The organism is Pyxidicoccus fallax, assembly GCF_012933655.1.
Classification (GTDB): domain Bacteria; phylum Myxococcota; class Myxococcia; order Myxococcales; family Myxococcaceae; genus Myxococcus; species Myxococcus fallax.
On the sequence record NZ_JABBJJ010000073.1, the window covers coordinates 1 to 19,950 of the forward strand.

Here is a 19,950-nt window from a genome sequence, read left to right on the forward strand (position 1 = left end):
GGGGACACGGGCACCGGGGGCATGGCCCGTTGTTCGATCTGGGCCATCAGCTGCGAGAGGAAGTAGAACATCGCGCCATAGGCACGGCGCAGCTCGTCGTCGGCCTCGCGTGGCAGCCGGGCGGGATAGAACCGCTTCACCAGCGAGAAGAACGAGGCCCGATACGCATCGATGCTCGCGTCCTCCGCGAGACCGAATACCTCATGCACCGGCTTGCCGCGCAGCGTGTCGATATGCGCGGCCAGCCGGCGGGCCTCCTGCCGCTCCTGTTCCAGTTGCTGGGCGTTGGCCGCCTCCTGGAGGAGGGAGACCACTTCGGGGAAGGACTGGAGCGCGGCGAAGCTGCGCCCGTCCCGCGAGGCCTGGGTGAGTCCGCGCAACCGGCCCGACATCAGGAGGGTGCGTAGAACATCGAGGCTGATGGGCCCCAGCACCCGGTTGTGTGCGTCGCTGATCCAATAGTCGGGCATTCCATCACCGGTCGGAGCGCGAGGTGGGATGGGGACCTCCACAGGGCACCTGAAGGGTATTGAAGGTTCGGTGCCCTGCTGGATCTCCCACATGCGGCTCCCATGTTTGGAGCGGACCGGAGGGCCGTACGCCCTGCCAGGCTCAGTCGTCCAGGAGGACGGCTTCTATCACGAGTGGCCCGCTGGAGTGGCAGGCTCCAGTGTGGGTTCGCGGCCTGGATACTCGCCCATTTCGGTCGCTTCGGTCTCCTCCGGAGCCTCACCCGAGAGCACCGCCTCCAGGATGGGATACATCAGGATGAACCGGTCGAGACGGGCTCTCCTGAAGTTCTTCAGGACAGTGAGTTCCTCGTCCAGTTTCAGGGTGTTGTCCTTCGGCGCGAGGACCCCGTACTCATTCTTCGTCCACGCCACGCTTCCGCTGGGAGTGCCGGTGTTCGCGAACGAGTACCAGTAGTCGACGGCCTTCTGGGACATCGCCCGGTCGTTGTCCGTGAAGACGTCCTTGCTCCCCACGAAGATGTCGCCCGTCCCCATGGTGTAGACGACCTCGTTTCCGTGAGCGACGCCGTAGGGGTTCTCCTCGCGGTCGGCCTCCGTGACGTAGCTGAAGTAGTAACGCCAGCTCGACGACTTCTTCGAGTGTTGGTCGGAGATCCAGCGGGCCTGCATGGTGAACAGCATGTCGCGCAGCAGCAGGGGAGCGAAGCGCTTGTTGCTGTCGAGTTCCTTGGGGTTCACCTCCGGATCGTTGGCGTAGAGGCTCTTCAGCTCTTGCAGGACGGCCGCCGTGTCCTCGCCGGTGGAGCTGACGATCTTGGCCAGCACTTCGCTCGGCTCCATGTCGAAGGCCGCGAGCACGCTGGCTTCGTTGCTGGTGCTCCCGATGATCAGCGGCAGCACCTTCTGCTCACCATCCTTGAAGGATTGCCGGATCTTCTTCTTCAGCACCACGCCGTCGACCACGGGCACCGGAGCCAGCCCACCCACCGGAATCGGCTCTCCGTCCGGGCCATCCATCTCATTGGAGGAGAAGACCTTGGCCGGCACCTTCCGGAGCTCGGCCGCCGTGGCATTGGGGCCCAGCCCGAACAGCGCCGTCGCCACGGTGGTGCCCACCTCGATGGCCTTCTCCCGCGAATGCTCGGGAATCGCATACGGGCTCTGAGCGATGCCCTTGTGGAACAGCCCGTTCGCCAGTGGCGAGGCCATCAGGGCGAGCACGCTCACTCCGCCCGCCGACTGGCCGAAGAGGGTCACGTTGTTCGGGTCGCCTCCGAACGCGGCGATGTTGCGCTGGACCCATTCCAGCGCCGCGATCTGGTCCAAGAGCCCGAAGTTCACCGGCCCCTTTCCCCCCGTCTCCGCCTCCAGGGCCGGATGCGCGAAGAAACCGAGATTGCCGAGGCGGTAGTTGAGGGCGACGACCACGGCGCCCTTCCACGCCAGGGGCAAGCCGCTGAACATCGTGATGTGGGAGGCCCCGATCTTGAAGGCGCCGCCGTGGATCCACACCATGACCGGCTTGAGCTTCGAGGCGTCGACGCCGGACGTCCAGACGTTGAGGTACAGGCAGTCCTCGCTCTGGGCGCCCACGGGCTCGGAGCCATCCAGCGAGTCCTCATAGACGGGCTGGGGGCAGGCGGGTCCGAAGGTGTAGGCATTGCGTACGTCCGTCCAGGCGGTGACCTCCTGCGGCGGACGCCAGCGCAGGTCACCCACCGGCGGCGCCGCGTAGGGGATGCCCTTGAACACGTGAACGCGTTCCTCGGTGGTTCCTTTGATACGTCCCTTGTCTGTTTCGATGATCATCGTCTCTCCTCTCCTGCGTCTGCGAACCCGGCGCGGGCCTGGGCAAACGGCACAGGCCGCGCGCCACTCCCACCTGGCGGCATCCCCGCGTCGTCCGAGCCGGGCATCAGCGCCGGCGGCCGCCCGTCCATCCCCGCCAGTGCCCCCATGGATGGGAGTTCAATTCCATATCGCCCGTTCTCGACGAGTTGTTTGTCCATGAGGACCCCCATGGGTTTGCGAGACGGGAGGCCAGGGCGTGATGCCCTTCGCGGTGGACTGGAATCTCGGACGGGCGCGTGGCCGCGGCATCTGCTTCCCGGGTTGGGAGCACTGACAGGCGCCGGATAGAGAGCTGGGCCGCATCGGCATGCCTGCTTCGGCCGGGGTGGAAGAGTGCGGGAGGGGCTGCCTTCTCGGATTGCGCGGCCCTGGTACTCAGCCGCCGGAAAGCGTCGGTTGTGGCCGCCTGTCCGGCCAACAGGGTCCGCCGAGGTGGATGAAGGTCTTCACCCCGACAAGCGGGACCCGGGCGTCGCTCAAGCAGGTTTCGCTCGCCAGGCCGCCCGAGGGAAGCTCAGCGGATGCGCCGGGCGGAGGCCCGTGGGCAGCGAATGGAGGACCTCATGTCATCGCCAATGGATCACCTTCTCGAAGCAATCGCGCTCGCGCGCGACAACGTCCGACGCGGCGGGCGGCCGTTCGGTGCCGTCGTCGTCAAGGACGGCAAGATCGTCGCGCGGGGTGTCAACGAGATGCTGGCCACCCACGATCCGACCGCCCACGCGGAGCTCCTCGCGCTTCGCGCCGCGGGCCGGGCGCTTGGTACCCCACGTCTCGAGGGCTGCGCGGTCTACGCGAGCGGACATCCCTGCCCGATGTGCCTCGCGGCCATGCGCATGGCCGGCATCGAGCAGGTCGCGTTCGCCTACTCCAACGAGGATGGTGAGCCCTATGGCCTGTCGACCGCCGCGGTCTACGCGGAGCTGGCGAAGCCGTTCGCGCAACAGGCCATGAAGCTCGTTCACATGCCGGTTCATCCCGGGGGACCGGTGGAGCTCTACGAGCTTTGGAGGGCGGCCTCGAGCGGGTAGGGGCCGGAAGGCTCGACCGCGGGGGCAGGGGAGATGGCTCGGCGCGTGTATTTGGAACGCCAACCGGACCGGGACATGATTTACTGTTATGTCCTGGAGGACGAGCCTTGATTAGGAAATTCATCACGATGGGGAGTTGGGCCCTGGCCCTGGTGCTGGGCGGCTGTGACGGAGCGACGGGCGCCCCTTCTGGGGACGCACCGCGGAGCGAGTCGGTCTCGGCGCTGGAGGACGGGCTCCTCAATGTCACGCTCCACAAGCCCGCGACGGCGTCCCACATCCAGCAGGACCCATACTTCCCGCCGGAGAAGGCGGTGGACGGCAACATCACCGCGGATGACTCTCGCTGGTGTCCGGGCCCCTACGTCAGCGGCCCGCGCTACCTGGACATCGACCTCCAGGGCACGTTCGACCTGCACCGCGCGGAGTTGTACACAGGCTTCCGGGAAGAGCGCGCCATCGCGAGCTGGGACCTGCTCTACGACGACGGCACCGGCTGGAAGCCCATTCCCGGCGCCGTCATGACGGGCAACACGAGCGTCGCGGTCTCCACGACCTTCACCCAGGTGGTGCGGGGCCAGCGCGTGCGCTTCCTGTGCAATGAGCCCATCCACGAGAACTGCCGCGTCAAGGAGGTCTGGGTCTTTGGTGCGCCCGTGGGCCCTGGCACGAACCAGCCACCCGTCGCCAACGCCGGAGCGGACCAGGGCGTGACGCTGCCGTCTCCGGGCATCACCCTCATGGGCTCGGGCTCGGACGTGGATGGCCACATCGTCTCCTATGCCTGGACGCAGGTGAGCGGCCCCACCGCCACGCTCAGCGGCGTCAGTACTCCAGCGCTCTCCGTCAGCGGCATTTCCGCCGGCACGCTCGTCTTCCGCCTCACCGTCACCGATGACGATGGCGCGACCCACTCCGATGACGTGACGGTGACGGCCACCAGCACCACCGCGCTCACCAACGTGGCCCTCTCCAAGCCAGCCACCGCCATGCACGTCAACGGGACCCATGTCGCCTCGCGCGCCGTCGACGGCGACGTCGCGACGCGCTGGGAGTCCGCCTACAACGACCGGCCGGGCACGTACCTCGACGTGGACCTCCAGGGCGCCTACGAGCTGCACAGCGCCGAGGTGCACCTGTCCTTCTCGGCGACCTCCTCCGCCGCCATGAAGAACTTCGACCTCCAGGCGTGGGACGGCGGCTGCTGGAAGACGATTCCCGGCGCGTCGGTGCGCAACAACCCCACGACCCAGACGCTCAAGAGCGTGAGCTTCACCGCGCCCGTCGTGGCCACGCGGGTGCGGCTGCTCTGCCTGGACAGTGTCACCACGGGCGAGTACTGCCTCGTGCGCGAGCTGAAGGTGCAGGGCCGGCCCGCTCCGGCGCCCACCGGCGCGATGTCCTGCGCGGCCGGGGAGCAGGTGCCCGTGCGCAACTCGCGCTACTCCTACGCCGCGTTCCTGCCGGCCGGCTACAACGCGGACCGCAACGCGAAGTGGCCCCTCATCATCTCCCTGCATGGCATTGGCGGCGTCACGCTCACCGATGACCACTCGGCCGTGGCCAGCAATGCCGAGGGGCTTGCCTGGAACCTGCTCTCCCCCAGCTTCCGCGCGGGTTTCGGCGCCATCGCCGTGTCTCCCCACTACTGGAAGGCCAGCCCGAGCGGCCAGGCGTGGTTCAACATGCCCAGGGTCATGGGGCTGCTGGAGGACCTGAAGCGGGACTACCTGGTGGACACCGACCGCGTCTACTTCACGGGCTTCAGCGGCGGCGCCAACTCGCTCTACGAGGCGGATGGGATTCCCGCTCACGTGTCGAAGGTCGCGGCTTTCGTCCCCATCGCCGCCACCCTCACGCCCGCCAACGTCTCCAACATCTGCAACCTGCGCACGCTCCCCATCTGGCCCTTCCATGGGGGCGCGGACAGCTCGTCCCTGCCCGACAAGTCCACGAGCCTCAAGATGAAGCTGGAGACGCAGTGCGGTGGCACCACCAGCGCCATGCTGAACCCCACCGTCTATCCCAACGTGGGCCACTCCTCCACGCTGTGGCGGACGGCCTATGGGACTCCGGCCCTCTGGGACTGGCTCCTCCAGCAGCGCATCAGTCAGCGGAACTGACTGTGCGCCTCCGTGCCTTCGAGCGGGATATCTGCCTCATGCCCTGTCCCACGCTCGTGGGCTCGGAGCAGGTAGGCCAGTGACGGTGGACCGGCGCGCGGGTGGGCAGCCTGCCTGCCTGCGCGCCGATCAGACGGGTGGAGCTCACGTCCCCGGTGAATAGCCGCACCGGCGGCCCCGTCGGGCGGAGCAATGCTCCGTCACGTCCTCGTGGTCGCCGTAGCAGTGCTCACGTCGGTGTCTCACGGCAGCGCCCACGCCGCCGCGCGCGCCGAGGCTCCCGTGTCCGCTCGGGCAGCCGTCAGGCAGGCGTCACCCGCCTCGAAGAAGAAGGCCGCCCCGAAGCGCAAGGCGGTGTCCCGCCCGCAGGTGGGCCAGCGCATCGCTGGCAGGGCCGCCGGCCTCGTCGGTGTCGCGTCCCTGAGGACCGTGAGCGACACCGTGCCCGACGACTGCACCGGGCTGGTGCGACTGGCGTACTCCAGCGCCGGCATCGACCTCATGGCTCCCGTCCCCGGCCGCCGGGGCGAGAATGGCGTCACCCATATCTATCGCGCCGTGCGTCGCCGGGGAGCCCTCCACCGCACGAAACCGCGCCCGGGAGACCTCGTCTTCTTCCGCGAGACGTATGACAGGGACCGCGACGGGCGCCGTGATGACGGCCTCACCCACGTCGGCGTCGTCGAGCACGTCTCCGCCGGAGGACTCGTCACCTTCATCCACCGTGGCGGCAAGGGCGTTGCCCGCTCGCGCATGCACCTGCGCTGGCCCACCACCCACCGCGCCCGCACTCGCCGCGTGGTGCTCAACGACTACCTCCGCCGGGCTTCCCGCGAGCACCGCGCCTATGTCACCGGAGAGCTCTTCGCCGGCTTCGCCTCTCCGGAAGCGCTCGCTCCGTCCTCGCGGTGACGACTTGCACGGGCGGGGTAACGCCTCGCGGCTCACTCACCGCATATCTGGTGGTGCTGTTGTTTCATCACGACGGTCCAGCGTGCGCCCTCGAGGTCCTCGGACCACGTGGTGGGAGCGTCCATGTGCCGGCGGAAGACGCTGTTGCTGAGCTTCTCCTCTCCCTGCTGGAGTCGCTGGATTGCATCCTGTGCGTCACCCAGGGTGACACCGAAGGTCTGGGGGGCGAAGGTGTCCAGCGCAATCCACACCACCGTCGTCGATGAAGGGCGCAGAGGTCCCAGTGGGACGCGTGCCAGCCGAAGCCCCGGCGAGGGCTCCGTCGGAAACGGTTCCGTCTGCCACCCGACGGAGCCGCCAATGGTGTGGAAGGGGCCCGGGAGCCGGGCCACGTACAGCCCCCCTTGGAGGGAGAGCGCGGCGGCCCGGCGGTTGCGGAGCACCAGCCTGAGGCGCGGCGTCTTCAGGGGGCGCAGGAGGCGCTCCTGGGCGGCCATCTCTCGATTGTAGTCGCGCTCGAACTTCGCTCCCCAGCACGAGCCGGGCAGCTTGGGGAGCTCGACCTGATGCACGCACAGCGCGCCGGTCCGGGGCTCCTTGGCGAAGACCTCATCCGTCACGATGCGGGCCTTGCGGGCGTCGCCCTGGCAGCCGGCGAGGAGCTGCACGTCGAAGGTGATGGCGGGCCCCTCCAGGTCCCGGAGCGCGGCGGCGGTCTCCACCGCCAGTCTGGGCTCGCGTAGTGAGACGGCGTGGGTCAGCAGCTCCTTGCCCAGCGCGGCGTTGGCGGGGGAGAGGGCCCACGCGGTGGCGAGCAGCGCCGCGGCCTGCTCGTGCGGCACCCCGGGGCTGCGGGCCGCGGATGCCAGCGCCGCCGCGTCCGGGGCGGTGGTCGTCAGCAGCGTCCGCTCGATGAAGCCCGTGGCTTCGTTCGGGTCTGGGGCCTGTGTCTCGGGAGGCGTGCCGGTCGCCTGGGCCTGGGCTTCGGGAGATGTTCCCGCGTCAGGGGATGGCGCTTCGGCGGGAGTGCCGTCGCTCCGCGCCTGGGCATCGGCGGGCGTGCCGGCGTCCGGGTCGGTCTCGACGAGGGTGGGCGTCACGCCCGCGTCGGCCGTGCCCTCCGGCGGTGGCGGCGCGTCCTTGGCATTCGGCAGGTCGTCCCACGCCAGCATCACATCGCTGCTCGGCTCCACCAGCGCGCCACGCTCCACGGCGACCTCGGCCCAATCTCCCTTGACCGAGAGGACGCGCACGGGCGTACCCGCCGCGAGGCCGCCCAGGGCCGCGCCATTGGACGCGCCGCGCGCACGCAACGACGCGAGCGCGGTGGACACGAACGCTGGCCCGGAGGCTGCTGGAGGTTCGGTGGAGCGCAGCGGCGGGGCGCCGGTTCCGCCCGGAGGAGGGATTCCCTCTGGACCCTCCAGGCGCGGGTTTCCCGTGTGCACATCCATCCAGTAGCGCAGGGCGTCCAGCGCCGCCGAATCACCCGCCGCGGGCGCCTGCTTCCCGAATGCCGTCGCCGCGACGCTGACCCAGCGGCGCGCGGCCACGAAGTCCACCGCCCCCAGCGCCTGGAACACCTCGGTGAGCACGCTCTTGGAGTCTGGCTTGGAGGGGGACAGTCCCGCGCGTGAGGCCCGGGCGAAGGGACGCCCGTCGCGGAGGAGCGCGGCCTGGTCTGTGGGGAGCCACGGTGCGTCCAGGCGGGCCACCACCTCCGTGCCGAAGGTCAGCGTCTCGAGCGGCTGCCCGTCCGCGCCGCTCGTATCGAGCGAAGGTGCGGTCACCCACATCGGCGTGCCCGTCATGGGGAAGGGCTCGACGTCGGCGGCCCGGATGAAGCACCGCTCGCAGCCGGGAGCGCCCTCGATGCGCAGGAACTCCGCCGAGCCGAAGCGCGGACGCGAGGCCTTCAACGGCTCTCCGAAGGCCGCCTGCCGCACGACCGCGGCCCCCTCCGAGTTGTCGGCCAGCAGCGGCGCCGCCCGCACCGCGACGACGTCGGTGGGGGCCTGCCAGCAGCCTGCGAGAAGGCCCAGCAGGGCGAGGACCTGGAGCGCCTTGGGGGCAGCGGGGCTCCAGGAGACGGGGAACGCGGTCATGGTCGAGGCGCAATCTACCGCCGGGAGCAGTCGGGCTGAAGGAACCCCGGGTCGCGCCGGCCGGGTGGGGGATTTTTGGGACAACGCGCGGGTCGGGCCCTCTTGGGCTGGGATTATTTCCACCCCACGAAGCGCACCGGCCGGAGCGCATGTCTCGCGAGCCTGGGCGTTGGTACCCAAGATGCGACTGCGACACCCATGCACCTTCCTGCTCCTCCTGGCGGTACTGCCCGCCGCCGTGGGCGCCCAGTCCGTGCCCACGCCCGCCAGCGAGCAGCGCGCGGTGGAGGTGGATGTCCAGGCCACCGACGGTGGTACGTCCGTGTCCGCCGAGGACGCCGAGCGTCTGGGCCTGACCACCGGCGGCGCTGACGCGAAGCTGGTGCCGCCCACGCTGGTGACGGAGTCGCCCGCCCCATGGCCAGAGGGGCTGGAGGGCACGCCCGGCGAGGTGACGCTGGAGCTGCTGGTGGACGTGTCGGGCGCGGTGGCCGGCGCGAAGGTGGTGCAGGCGCCCGCTGAGCCGCGCCTCGCCGAGGCCGCGCTGAAGGCCGCCTCGGGCCTGCGCTTCACCCCTGCCACCGTGGGCGGGGTGCCCGTGGCGGTGCGCCTGCCCTTCGTCTACCGCTTCGAACCCCCCGTCCAGGTGCCCGCCGCCACCGCGCGCCTTCAGGGCGAGGTGCGCGCCCGGGGCACGCGCCGGCCCATCGTGGACGCCACCCTCTTTCTCGACGGCGCCACCGAGCCCGCGGGTGCCGTGGACGCGCAGGGGCGCTTCGACCTCGCGGTACCTCCCGGCACCCACCGCGTGGAGGTTCGCGCGCCCGGCTACCAGCCCGGCACCTTCGAGGAGACGGTGAGCGAGGGGCAGGCCGTCCAGGTCGTCTACCGCCTTCAGCCCGGCCGCGTGAATCCATATGAAACCGTGGTGCGCGATGACCGGCCGCGCACCGAAGTCACGCGCATCAGCCTGCACGAGCAGGAGATTCGCGAGGTGCCCGGCACCATGGGAGACCCGTTCCGCGTCATCATGCTGATGCCGGGCGTGGGCAGCGTCGCCTCGGGGGTGAGCTACCCGGTGGTGCGTGGCAGCCAGCCGGCGGCCACGGGCTTCTTCCTCGACGGCGTGCGCATCCCCATGCTGTACCACCTGCTCCTGGGGCCCGCGGTCATCCACCCGGACTTCATCGACACCGTGGACTTCTACCCGGGCACGCCGCCGGTGCAGTTCGGCCGCGTGCTGGGGGGCGCGGTGGAAGGGCGCCTGTCTCGGCCGCGCGAGGACCGGCTGCACTTCACCGCGTACGCGGACTTCATCAACAGCGGCGGCTTCATCGAGTACCCCTTCCAGGAGACGGGCACCTCCGTCAGCGTCGCGGGCCGCGTCAGCTACACGGGCCTCTTGATTGGACTGGGCACGAAGCTGTTCGCCGGCCCCGACGGCGAGGATGTCCATGCCAACTTCTACGACTACCAGGCCCGCGTGGAGCAGAAGGTGGGCGAGGGGAGGGTGCGGCTGTTCGCCCTGGGCAGCTCGGACGACGTGGGTGCCTCGCCGTCCAGGGACTCGCTGGGCAACACGGGCGCGTCCGTGGTGTCCCGCTTCCACCGGGTGGACCTGCGCGGCACGCACCCGCTGGGCGGCGGCGAGGTGGAGGTGGGCCTCACGGTGGGCGTCGACGAGGTGGGCCTTTCCGGCGAGGAGACGGTGGAGCCGAGCCCCGGCGCGGAGATGGTGGTGGAGCACGTGGGCGACTACGGAGTGGAGCAGACGACGTACTCGGCGCGCGCGGGCTGGAAGCGGCACCTCACCGAAACGCTGGAGGTGGCCGTAGGCGGAGACGTGGAGCACCGCCGCGCCTCCACCACCCTCACCGGCAAGGCCATTGCCCCGGGCAACCGGCCCGGCATCACCGGGGACCCGCTGAAGAGCCCGTCGTCGCTGGCCACCTTCTCGGGCGCGTACGCCAGCGTGACGTGGCGCCCGGCGGAGCGCTGGCTCCTCCAGCCCGGCGTGCGCGTGGACGCGTATCACCGGGTGCCCGGCATCACCCACACCGCCGTGGAGCCGCGCCTCACCGTGCGCCACCAGCTCACGGACGCGCTGGCCCTCAAGGGTGGCGCGGGCCTCTTCCACCAGCCGCCCACGGTGCTGCTGCACCTGCCCGCGGTGGACACCGCCGCCCTGCGCTACGGCCTGCAGTCCGGCGCGCAGTTCGACGTGGGCGCCGAGTGGAAGGCGACGGAGGGCCTGGAGGTGGGCGGTGACGTCTTCTACAACCCGCTGTCGCGCACGGTGGAGTTCGACGTGCAGCAAGTGGTGGAGAACCGGCGCCGCGGCGGCAGCTCCGGAGCCCCGTCAGCCAGTGGCTACGCCTACGGCTTCGAGCTGATGGCGCGCCACCCGCTGGGCCGCAACTGGTTCGGCTGGGCGTCCTACAGCTTCCTCCAGTCGAAGCGGCGCGTGCGCTTCGAGCGGTACGGCGACGACAACCGCGTGGTGGAGTCCGTGGACGGAACGCTGCCCTTCGCCTTCGAGCAGGCGCACGTCTTCAACGCCGCGCTCAGCTACAAGTTCGACACCTGGACGTTCGGCACGGTGGTGCACTTCAACACCGGCCGGCCCGAGTCCGGGCAGGTGTCCTCGCAGACGCACCGCCTGGTGACGGACGACCACGGGCGCACGAAGTGGGTGCGCCAGGACGAGGACCGCGTGGAGCGGCTGGGCAGCTTCTTCCGCGTGGACTTCCGCGCCTCGAAGTCGTGGGCCATGGAGGACTTCACGCTCGACGCCTACTTCGACGTGCTCAACATCTCCGCCCAGCAGGAGACGTTCGCCTACGACTACCTCCTGGAGGAGTCGGGTGCGCGGCGCAAGCCCCTGCGCCTGCCCGTCATCCTTCCCATGTTCGGCCTGAAGGGGACCTACTGACATGCGCGCTTCGTCACTGACCCTGCCTCTGCTCGCGCTCCTCGCCACTGGCTGCAAATTGATGCCGGAAGACTCCGTCTTCCTGTACGGCGACGTGAGACTCCCGGACGGCTCACCGGCGGGCGGCAGCCTCATCCAGGTGGACCGCGCGCAGGCCGACCTGGACGACTGGAACAACCCCGGGGACCCCGACCAGCGGGTCTGGAACTACGAGCCGTACACGGAGGTCACCGCCGAGGCCTCGGGAGGCTTCACGCTGGAGACCCTCGCCGGAGACCTCCGCACGGAGGGCTATACCCGGGAGGGCTTCGAAGTCACCGTGCGGCACCGCTTCCGCGTGTACCCGCCGCTCGCGTCGGACGGCAGCGGCGTCTTCGCCGTCCTCTACTTCGAGGGCGACGTGGACCTGCCGACGCTGCGGCCCTGGGACTGGGGCCTCACGGTGGGGGACGGGCTCTCGCTGTCCTTCGCCGCCGCGCCACCCGCCCCGGAGACGCCACCGACGGCGACGCTGGGCGAGGCCCATGTCGGCTCGGAGCACTACGTCCTCCACCCCACGACGCCCAGTCCGGTGTTGCAGCTCCAGGGCGGAGCTGGGCTGGTCTGGCACCAGTCCCCCGCCACCTCGCCGTGGGCGCCCAGCGCCTATGTGCTGGAGGACTTCGACGCCGTGGAGGCCCAGGTCCGGGCCTCCAGTGACGGCCTGTGGTACTTCGAGCCGCTGGGCGCCAGCTCCAGTGGTTTGGACTTTCGGCTGGAGTGGCGCAGCCCGCGTGCCGCCCTGCCGAGGGGCACGCTGCGGCCTGTGAGCCGGGGCATGACGTGCAGCCCCGCGCCCGTGGACCGGCCGTGCCCCTTCACGGACGGCCGGCTCGAGCCCGTGCTGGCGATTCCGGCGGGCGGAACGGAGGACGACGCGGGCGTGGAGGCGCTGACCTTCTCGCTGAATGCCCCCACGCGCCTGAGCCGGGTGGTGGTGCGCAACCTGGACACCACGATGGGCTACCTGGGCCGACTGCGGGTGGTGGTGGAGGGCAGCGTGGATGGCGGGGCATGGGTGACGCTCGGGAACTTCCTGACCGTGCTCTGGGATACCGCGAAGCCATCGAGGGGCTTTCCACTCCCCTCGATGGTCTCCGCCAACGACAGCCCCTTCGGGGAAGGGCCGATTGAGCCCTTCACTCCCCACCTCTTCCTCGACGCGCCCCTCATGAGCGAGCTGCCCGTGCGATTGGTCCGGCTGCGCGTGACATCCGAGGGCGGGGGGACGTCCGGCAAGCTGGTGAAGCTGGGAGAGGTCTCCCTGTTCGAGTAGTCCGCACGCCCGCCGTCAGCAGGCGAGCCGGGGTTTCCGCTGAAGCTGCCAGCGCCAGCCGGGCGAGTTGGCCGCGATCCTGGCGTTGGACCTTGAGCTTCGCCACTTCGGCGCAAAGGGCCTTCCACGGAAACGTGGTGTAGAGGTCGATGGTGTGGCCGCCAGCGTGGGATGAACGGGCATGTACCGCGTCCGCTTCGTCTTCCAGCGCCTTCCAGAACCAGAGCATGAGTGCGAGGAAGAGCACCACGCAGCAGCCAAGCTGGAGGAATGCGTAGTGGACGTAGTCGCGCCGCTCGTACCGGATGCAGAGCCGGCGCATCCGGTGCAGTCAGGCGCCCGTGCGCTCCACTTTGCAGCGATGACGTCCCAGCCGCTCGCTGGAGCCGATTCCCCGACGCGCGATGCGCGGCCTGGCGTGACGCAGCCGCAGCCCTTGGTGGATGAAGCGATGGTCCTACAATAGGGGGGGACAGATCGCCTATACTTGGTCTCCTACTTGCTCGGCTGGGGGGAGGATGGGCATCGACGTTAAAATCTCGGCCGTCGGGGCGCGCACGCCTGTCGGCCTGAGCGCGGAGAGCGCGGCGGCCGCCGTTCGTGCTCGTATCAGCCGTATCGCCGAGCACCCCGTTTTGATGGATGGCTCCGGAAAGCCATTGACATGCGCGAGCGATTCTCTTCTGGAGTTCGCCGTCCAAGGGTCGGCTCGTCTGGCCGCAATGGCTGCGTCGTCTCTGCAGGAGGTACTCGAGAAAATCCAGTGGGAGGCTCCGCTCGAAACGGTTGTGCCCGTTTATCTGGCCTTGCCCGAGCTTCGCCCAGGGTTCAAAGCAGGTGATGCGGAGGCCGTCTTGAATGCGATTCAGAAGATCGAACTTCGAGGGAAAGCGCGCCTCGATGTTGAAGTTCTTTGCGAAGGGCATGCAGGGGCTCTCCGTGCGCTCGAACTGGCTATGAATCGAATGTCCGGGCACATGTGTGACCTGTGCATTGTTGGTGGCGTGGACAGCTACCTCGATGCAGAGACCCTCGAATGGCTTGAAGAGGGCAGAAAGGTGGCGCGCCAGGGCACTCGTGACGGATTCATTCCAGGCGAGGCTGCCGGGATGATTGCGCTGACTACCCGTACTTCTCGGTCCAGGTTGCGGCTACCTTCTCTTGCCACCCTCCGGAGCGTTGCGACGGCGCATGAAGCAAGGCCCATGAACAGCGACGAAGGTGCGCTGGGCGAGGCATTGAGCAATGTCATCGCGCGTGTGACTCGGGGGCTGGCCACGCCTGCCGAGAGCCTGGATAACATTTACTGTGACATTAATGGTGAGCGATATCGCAGCGACGAATGGGGCTTCGTCTTGTTGCGACAGCCACGAGTGTTCCGAGATGCATCTGCGTACACCAGCGCGGTCAGGTCGTGGGGAGACGTGGGAGCCGCGACCGCTGCGTTGAACTGTGTCCTCGCGGTGCAGGCCTGGCAGCGCGCGTATGCACGTGGTCCGAGGGCGCTCGTGGCCGGAAGCTCGATATCCGGGCTTCGGGGATCCGCGATTCTTTTACAGGAGAAAGGCGTGTGACCAACCATGAGCACTGTTGGCATCAACCCGCCTAAAACACCCGTCACCGAGGGCAGCAACGGTGTCGCGGCCGCGACGCTACCGAACATCTGCAAGATGCCGGGGCCGCCAGCACCGTTCGTGCCGACGCCGCTTCCCAACATCGGGAACAGCGGGAGTTCGCCGAAGGGCTACTCGAAATCGGTCACAATCGAGGGCAAAGCCGTTGCGATTCAAGGCGCAAGTTTTGGCTCATCTGGAGACATCGCCAGTAAAGGGACGGGCGGTGGAATCACCTCGATGAACGTCGAAGGCCCCACCAAGTTCGTCGGTCCGGGCTCGATGGACGTGCACATTGAAGGCAAGAACGTCCAGTTGCTCGGCGACCAGATGATCAACAACTGTGGCCCATCGGGGAGCCCTGCGAACTCGGCGACGATGATGGGCCTCGTCCAGATGACGAGCATCCCTGATGTCGGCGGGAACCCCGAGACATGTCCGAACTGCAAGAGGGCAGTTGGTAAGAATAAATCCGACGCCAAGCCTTACGACGAGTTCTTCTCAGAAGCCGAGCGGGCTGATCTTGACAAAATCGGACAGTCCAATCCCGACCTGGTCGCGATGCTTCCCCCCAAGAGCGGCAGGTTCAAGGTCATCCCTAAACTCGACAATAAGAAGCTCCGAGAGAAGTATGAGCAAAAGAAGAAGAAGGCTGGGATGAAGGGCGAGTACCATCACCCGCACCCGATAAAAGTCGGCGGCTGCCCGCTTCACCAGGAACTCGTACTCAAACCGGACAAAGAACCCGAGAAGAGCCGGGTGGACGCAGTCGATGACCAGATCAAAGACGTGGTGAACCGCGCGATTGCTCGAAACGAATAGGGCCCCTCTTCATGACCCGACCCACTTCGAACCAGCGTCCCGTCTACATCAGCCCGGACTGGATGCGCTGTACCCAGGGCATGGCATTCGCTCTACGCCCTCCTGACAGTCTGCTCTCTCCAGCCGCGCTCACCAGCAGCAATCTCTGGGAGCGTACTGCATCCGTGACACTCCATGCACAGGCCGGCAACTTCGCGCACGTCGAACGGCTGATCGAAATCATCCAGGACGCAGACGACTGGCACCTGCGCGACTGCGCGGTGCGCATTTTTGCACTTGCGGCTCCTTCTTCGATCTTGGGGGAACTCACGAAAGTGTACGAGCACGCCGACTACGACACCCGCATCGAGGCATATACGGCGACGCGGCTCACGGGGGATTTATCGTTGGCTGTTGCCCTGGCGCGACACCGGAGCAAGGCTCCTCGCAGTGAGCGTGACCGCATCATGGACAACGTGAGCGACATCCTTGAGGCGGATATGGATGACCTGGAGCTTGCCGAAAGCAATCTCGATGATGCTGCGTATGTCCGCCGCGTCGAAGAAAAAGTGGCAGAGCTTCGGACTCACTATCGGGATACGAAATTCTTCCTGAACGGCGAACCTCTTGGTGCCATCAAGGTGGCGGAAACCATCGCTCGGCTCTGCGCCGAAGAAGAGCCCGAACTGCGCGGCGGAAGAATTGCCAACTTGTTCAGCATTCTCGAAGGTATGACGGGAGCATCCTACGTCGGCTGCCTTGACGATGACTGCGAGCCGGTGATGCCGAAGATTTCCGCTGCCCTCAATAAGCTGCGGCAAAGCGGGGTGCTTGAGAAATTGGAACCCGGGGTCAGGTACTTCTTTGGGCATCGGAGCCCTTGAGCAGCGGCAGAACCATCCATGTGGGTCATCAAGAACGACACTCCGTACAGTGCGGAGCGCAATTGGGTACGGGACAAATCCGGTGTGCACCATTGGCTGGTCGCAGTGAAGGCGACGTTCGACATCTCGCCTTCGGGACAGTTGAGGCTTTCCGATGACCAGCCACCACCGCTTCTCGAGCCCAAGTACCACGGTGAGCCGGGGCGTTCGAGCTTGCGTTTCGATTCAGACCTGCTTGCGGTCAAGCCAGCAACGGACGTCATTCTCAACGGCTTTGCTCATGCGCCGAAGAGAAAGCCGACACCGAGCGTCCCCGTCTCGCTGCGGGTGGGTGACATGCAGAAGGTCCTGGTTGTCCACGGGCCACGAGTTTACTACCGGGGTCTGATGGGGTTGACCACCTCCAAGCCGCAGCCGTTTACCCGCCAAGCGATCCTCTACGAGTGGGCCTTTGGCGGGCTGGACACCTCCGACCCCGATCCGCGTAAGCACCGCCTGGATGCTCGAAACCCGGTGGGAAAGGGAATCGCATCATCTTCAGCGACACTCGAGAATCAGCCAGTTTACGCCGTTGAATACCCTGATGGACGGCATTCGGTCCCCGCAGGTTTTGGGGCCATCGACCGCTGGTGGACCCCCAGACGCGAGCTGGCCGGCACTTACGGCGAGCACTGGGAGCAGACTCGCAAACCCCTGCTCCCGCTCGACTACGACGAGCGCTTTGCACTCTGCTCGCCGGAAGACCAGCGGCCAAGGTCCCCCCTTCGAGGCGCGGAAAGAGTCGAACTCGTTCACCTCACACCTGACTCCGTGTTGAGGTTCGAGCTGCCAAAAACCATGTTGAGTTTCAAGACCTACTTCGGGAGACGGACCGAAGAGCACACCTCGTTCTTGGCAACCGTCATCATCGACCCCGAAGCGATGAAGCTGATGATGGTTTGGCAAAGTAGCCTCAGGGTTCGGGCTCCAGACGCCAACTATCTGGATGTCACACACGTAACAGAGAAGCTCTCGGTGTAGATCTCATGATGCGGGACCTATCCCAACAAGAGGGATGGGGGCACGGTGGAGGGGTGGCCCTCGTGCCGGTGTCGGACTCGCACCTGCCGTGGGCAACCCCAGGTGCACCAGAATCGCTCACCCTCTTCCAATTGCTTCACGTTTCACCAACACCTGGCGCCTGCCTGCATCCTCATGCCTATGAGAGCAGGAGGCGCAGGAGGGTCGCAGCCCGTGCCAGATTGCCCCTGGCTTCCGACGGCGGGTTCGATTCCCGCCGCCTCCACTGTTTTACGCTGTAGCTACGGGGGGTTGGCGGCACCCCTCCATTCGTGTTGCGTGTATGTCGCGCGCCGGAGCAAAAGGACGGTTCAAGACGGTGACCGCCTCCTCCCGGCTGTCGGAGCTCAGGTGGCGTAGCGCATCGTCATTTCGAGGGTGATACGGAGCATTCACTCTGGGGGAGCACTCATGAGGGTCTGCGAGGTCGTTGCGCTGCTCCTGCTCGCGACAGGATGCTCAACGACGAGGGTGGTCCACCTCGATACCGGCCAGGGAGCGCCGATCGTCTACAAGCCGGTCGAGTCCGATCCCGTCGAGATAAGCGAAGAAGAGTTCAAGAGCGCAGTCACGCAGCTTGTGCTCGACATGCAGTTGAACGTCGCCCTCAACGAAGCAGAGCGAAACGAAGAACGCTCGCTGCTCGCGTCCTCGGGCGGTTACGTCGACGGAGCGCGAGGCAGGAATACGCCCTCGTTACACGAGCGAGTCTGCCAACGACAGAGCAACCCGGACGAATGCCTGAGTCTCATCACAGGAGGCTTCACCTTCGGCCCGATGGAACGGCGCATGATGGCGCTTTACTTCGCCCTCGATACCGTCTGGGAGGGAGTGGAAGAAGCCATCAAGGACCTCGCGAACCCCGTCGCGCTCCGGGCAATGATTACGACGATGATTGGAGCGGCGCTCGTCATGCTGGTGGCGCCTGAGCCCATCACGAAGTTCGTCGCGATCGCGCTGACGGCGTCCCTTATCGCGTATCTCGGCACCGGCCCCGTGTGGGACCTGGGCAGGGGCTTCCTGACCCTGTGGGACGAGTCCAGGGACGCAAAGGACTTCGCCGCTCTGGAAGCCGCAGGCCATCGGTTCGGGAAGATTCTCGGCGAGAACGGGGCACGTGTGCTTATCGTCGTCGCGCTGGCCGTGCTCGGTGGCAAGAATGCCATGGCTTCCCAGGGGCCTCGACTTCCGGGTGCCGCACAAGCGGCGCTCCGGGCTCAGGCAGAAGCAGGCTTCCAGTTATCCGCGGCGTTTGCCGGAGAGGTCCAGTCGATTGCCGTCCCCGCTGCTGGCGTGCTGAACGTCACTCTCGCGCCCACCGCCGTTGCTGCAATGGCCATGGGGACCGGAAGCGCCAGCAGCTCTGGGGGGAGCACCCCCATTCAGGGAGACCCCGACGGCGAGGTGCACCACATCTGCACCAACAAGAACGAAGTGTCCGAAGCGTCTGGCGGCCCTTGGACGCCGGTGTTTCAACGCCTGTTCGACCGGGCCGGCATGAAGCTCAGCGACAGTGCGAATCTCGTGCGCATCAAGGGACACCAGGGGCCTCATCCGCGTGAGTACCACGAGGAGGTGCTTCGCCGAATTACTGAAGCCATGAAGGGATGTCGGGGACCCGAAATGTGCCGAGTCAAGTTGGTCGATGAGCTAAGCAGAATCGCACACGAGCTCACCACGGCCGGAACCAGGCTGCGAGAGATCATCACGAAGAACTCCGGAGTTTGAGGAATGGCAACGCGGTACTTCGATTTGAAGATCGACGTCGATGTAAAGGGGCGCTGGTATCTCGGGGACCCGATGGACCTCTCAGGTCGAGAGATTGACGACATTTGGCAGTTCATCGACGGTAGAAAGGTGGAGGACCCAGGGCCCTTGCGAATCCCTCTCTACAGGCCCGGCCGTCCACTCGATATAGAGTTCGCCGGAGCGGGGCAGGCGCCCATCCTCAGCAGTCGGGCTGCAGCTGTGTTTCGCGAACTTGCCGCCGACGACGTGCAGCTCTTTCCTGCCGAGGTCGAGGGACAGTCCGAAGCGTTCTATCTTTTGAATGTTGCCCGCACCGCCCGCTGTATCGACGACGCTGCGTGCGAAGAGGCACGGCTCTACACTGCGGCCGATGACGCCCCCGACAAAATCGGTCGCTACCATGTCGTTTCAGGCCTCCGAATCGACAAGTCCAAGGTGAGGTACGAGCGCGTGTTTCGCCTCTGGGGCTGGAGTTCACCAATCATCGTGGACGAGAGCATCAAGGCAGCGCTAGAGCAGGTCGGGATCGTCGGAGGACGGTTCGACGAGGTCTGAGCAGGGGAGCGCGGTGGGATAGCTGAGTCAGTCCGGGCGGTTACGAGGCAGGTGCGCGACTCTGCTGGGGTTTTCGCACCGCCGGACGCGGGTTCGATTCCCGCCGCCTCACTACCGAAAGTCGAGGGGGTTCGCGCGCCGGCCGTCGAGCACGTCGAGCAGCGCATCGAACGACGCGGCGAGCGGTGCGAGTTCGACGGTGGCGTCGTGCCTCCAGCCGAAGACCCGGCCGTCCCGCGCGATCAGCACGAGATCGCCGTCGTTTCCGAACACCGAGATCATGTCCGCGTAGGGCGCGTCCTCGGGCCGTTGCGCCGACCCACGTTTCTCGAAGTACGCGCGCCACTCGGCGCCGGCCGGCCGCATCGTCTCGAGCCAGCCCGGATCCACGCCCGACTGCTTCCGCACCTCGGCTTCATAGGTCTCCATCTCCGAGCGCGGGGTGCCTAGCTTGCGCGCGAGACGCCTGGCGGGAGATTCTCTCATGCACGCACGATGACAATGCTGGGATCGATTCGGGTTTCGAAATCAGCACGCGATAGACCAT

General features: G+C 67.0%; 14 protein-coding genes and 1 pseudogene. 11 read left to right on the forward strand and 4 right to left on the reverse strand.

All coding sequences use genetic code 11. The annotated features are described in order from the left end of the window. Positions 1-470, reverse strand: a pseudogene (locus tag HG543_RS17320) (hypothetical protein); the annotation flags it as partial. A gap of 168 nt (positions 471-638) precedes the next feature. Continuing rightward, complete coding sequence (locus HG543_RS17325) at positions 639-2,282, reverse strand: carboxylesterase/lipase family protein (protein WP_169345895.1); 1,644 nt, start codon at positions 2,280-2,282, stop codon at positions 639-641. Between the two features lie 593 nt (positions 2,283-2,875). Between HG543_RS17325 and HG543_RS17330 the strand changes: the two genes are divergently transcribed. The 3 genes from HG543_RS17330 (at position 2,876) to HG543_RS17340 (ending at position 6,390) form a co-directional block, all read left to right on the forward strand. Continuing rightward, positions 2,876-3,355 carry a nucleoside deaminase gene (locus HG543_RS17330; RefSeq protein ID WP_246357103.1) on the forward strand — a complete coding sequence of 160 codons (480 nt, stop codon included), beginning with the start codon at positions 2,876-2,878 and terminating at the stop codon, positions 3,353-3,355. Between the two features lie 128 nt (positions 3,356-3,483). Then, positions 3,484-5,478 carry a discoidin domain-containing protein gene (locus HG543_RS17335; protein WP_169345896.1) on the forward strand — a complete coding sequence of 665 codons (1,995 nt, stop codon included), beginning with the start codon at positions 3,484-3,486 and terminating at the stop codon, positions 5,476-5,478. Between the two features lie 192 nt (positions 5,479-5,670). Next, a complete protein-coding gene (locus HG543_RS17340; protein WP_169345897.1) occupies positions 5,671-6,390 on the forward strand; it encodes a CHAP domain-containing protein in 720 nt (239 codons plus the stop codon). A gap of 32 nt (positions 6,391-6,422) precedes the next feature. Here the strand turns inward: HG543_RS17340 and HG543_RS17345 are convergent, their stop codons facing one another. Further along, positions 6,423-8,495, reverse strand: coding sequence for a hypothetical protein (locus HG543_RS17345; RefSeq protein WP_169345898.1), 2,073 nt, complete (start codon positions 8,493-8,495; stop codon positions 6,423-6,425). A gap of 181 nt (positions 8,496-8,676) precedes the next feature. Between HG543_RS17345 and HG543_RS17350 the strand changes: the two genes are divergently transcribed. The 8 genes from HG543_RS17350 to HG543_RS17385 all read left to right on the forward strand — a co-directional run bounded on the left by HG543_RS17350 (position 8,677) and on the right by HG543_RS17385 (position 19,403). Continuing rightward, complete coding sequence (locus tag HG543_RS17350; RefSeq protein WP_169345899.1) at positions 8,677-11,427, forward strand: TonB-dependent receptor domain-containing protein; 2,751 nt, start codon at positions 8,677-8,679, stop codon at positions 11,425-11,427. Between the two features lies 1 nt (position 11,428). After that, a complete protein-coding gene (locus tag HG543_RS17355; protein WP_169345900.1) occupies positions 11,429-12,742 on the forward strand; it encodes a hypothetical protein in 1,314 nt (437 codons plus the stop codon). A 518-nt stretch (positions 12,743-13,260) separates the two neighbouring features. Beyond that, positions 13,261-14,316, forward strand: coding sequence for a beta-ketoacyl synthase N-terminal-like domain-containing protein (locus tag HG543_RS17360; RefSeq protein ID WP_169345901.1), 1,056 nt, complete (start codon positions 13,261-13,263; stop codon positions 14,314-14,316). A gap of 6 nt (positions 14,317-14,322) precedes the next feature. Continuing rightward, positions 14,323-15,177, forward strand: coding sequence for a PAAR-like domain-containing protein (locus HG543_RS17365; RefSeq protein WP_169345902.1), 855 nt, complete (start codon positions 14,323-14,325; stop codon positions 15,175-15,177). Positions 15,178-15,188: 11 nt separating this feature from the next. Then, positions 15,189-16,040 (forward strand): hypothetical protein, encoded by an 852-nt coding sequence (locus HG543_RS17370; protein ID WP_169345903.1) that lies wholly within the window; start codon positions 15,189-15,191, stop codon positions 16,038-16,040. An 18-nt stretch (positions 16,041-16,058) separates the two neighbouring features. Continuing rightward, positions 16,059-17,060, forward strand: coding sequence for a DUF2169 family type VI secretion system accessory protein (locus HG543_RS17375; RefSeq protein WP_169345904.1), 1,002 nt, complete (start codon positions 16,059-16,061; stop codon positions 17,058-17,060). Between the two features lie 450 nt (positions 17,061-17,510). Beyond that, positions 17,511-18,827, forward strand: a complete 1,317-nt coding sequence (locus HG543_RS17380) for an AHH domain-containing protein (protein ID WP_169345905.1) — start codon at positions 17,511-17,513, stop codon at positions 18,825-18,827. 3 nt (positions 18,828-18,830) lie between these two features. After that, the gene (locus HG543_RS17385; RefSeq protein WP_169345906.1) at positions 18,831-19,403 is read left to right on the forward strand and encodes an imm11 family protein; all 573 of its coding nucleotides are present in this window, start codon (positions 18,831-18,833) and stop codon (positions 19,401-19,403) included. 111 nt (positions 19,404-19,514) lie between these two features. Here the strand turns inward: HG543_RS17385 and HG543_RS17390 are convergent, their stop codons facing one another. Beyond that, on the reverse strand, positions 19,515-19,832 hold the full coding sequence (locus HG543_RS17390) for a hypothetical protein (RefSeq protein WP_169345907.1): 318 nt from the start codon (positions 19,830-19,832) through the stop codon (positions 19,515-19,517). Positions 19,833-19,950: the final 118 nt, after the last annotated feature.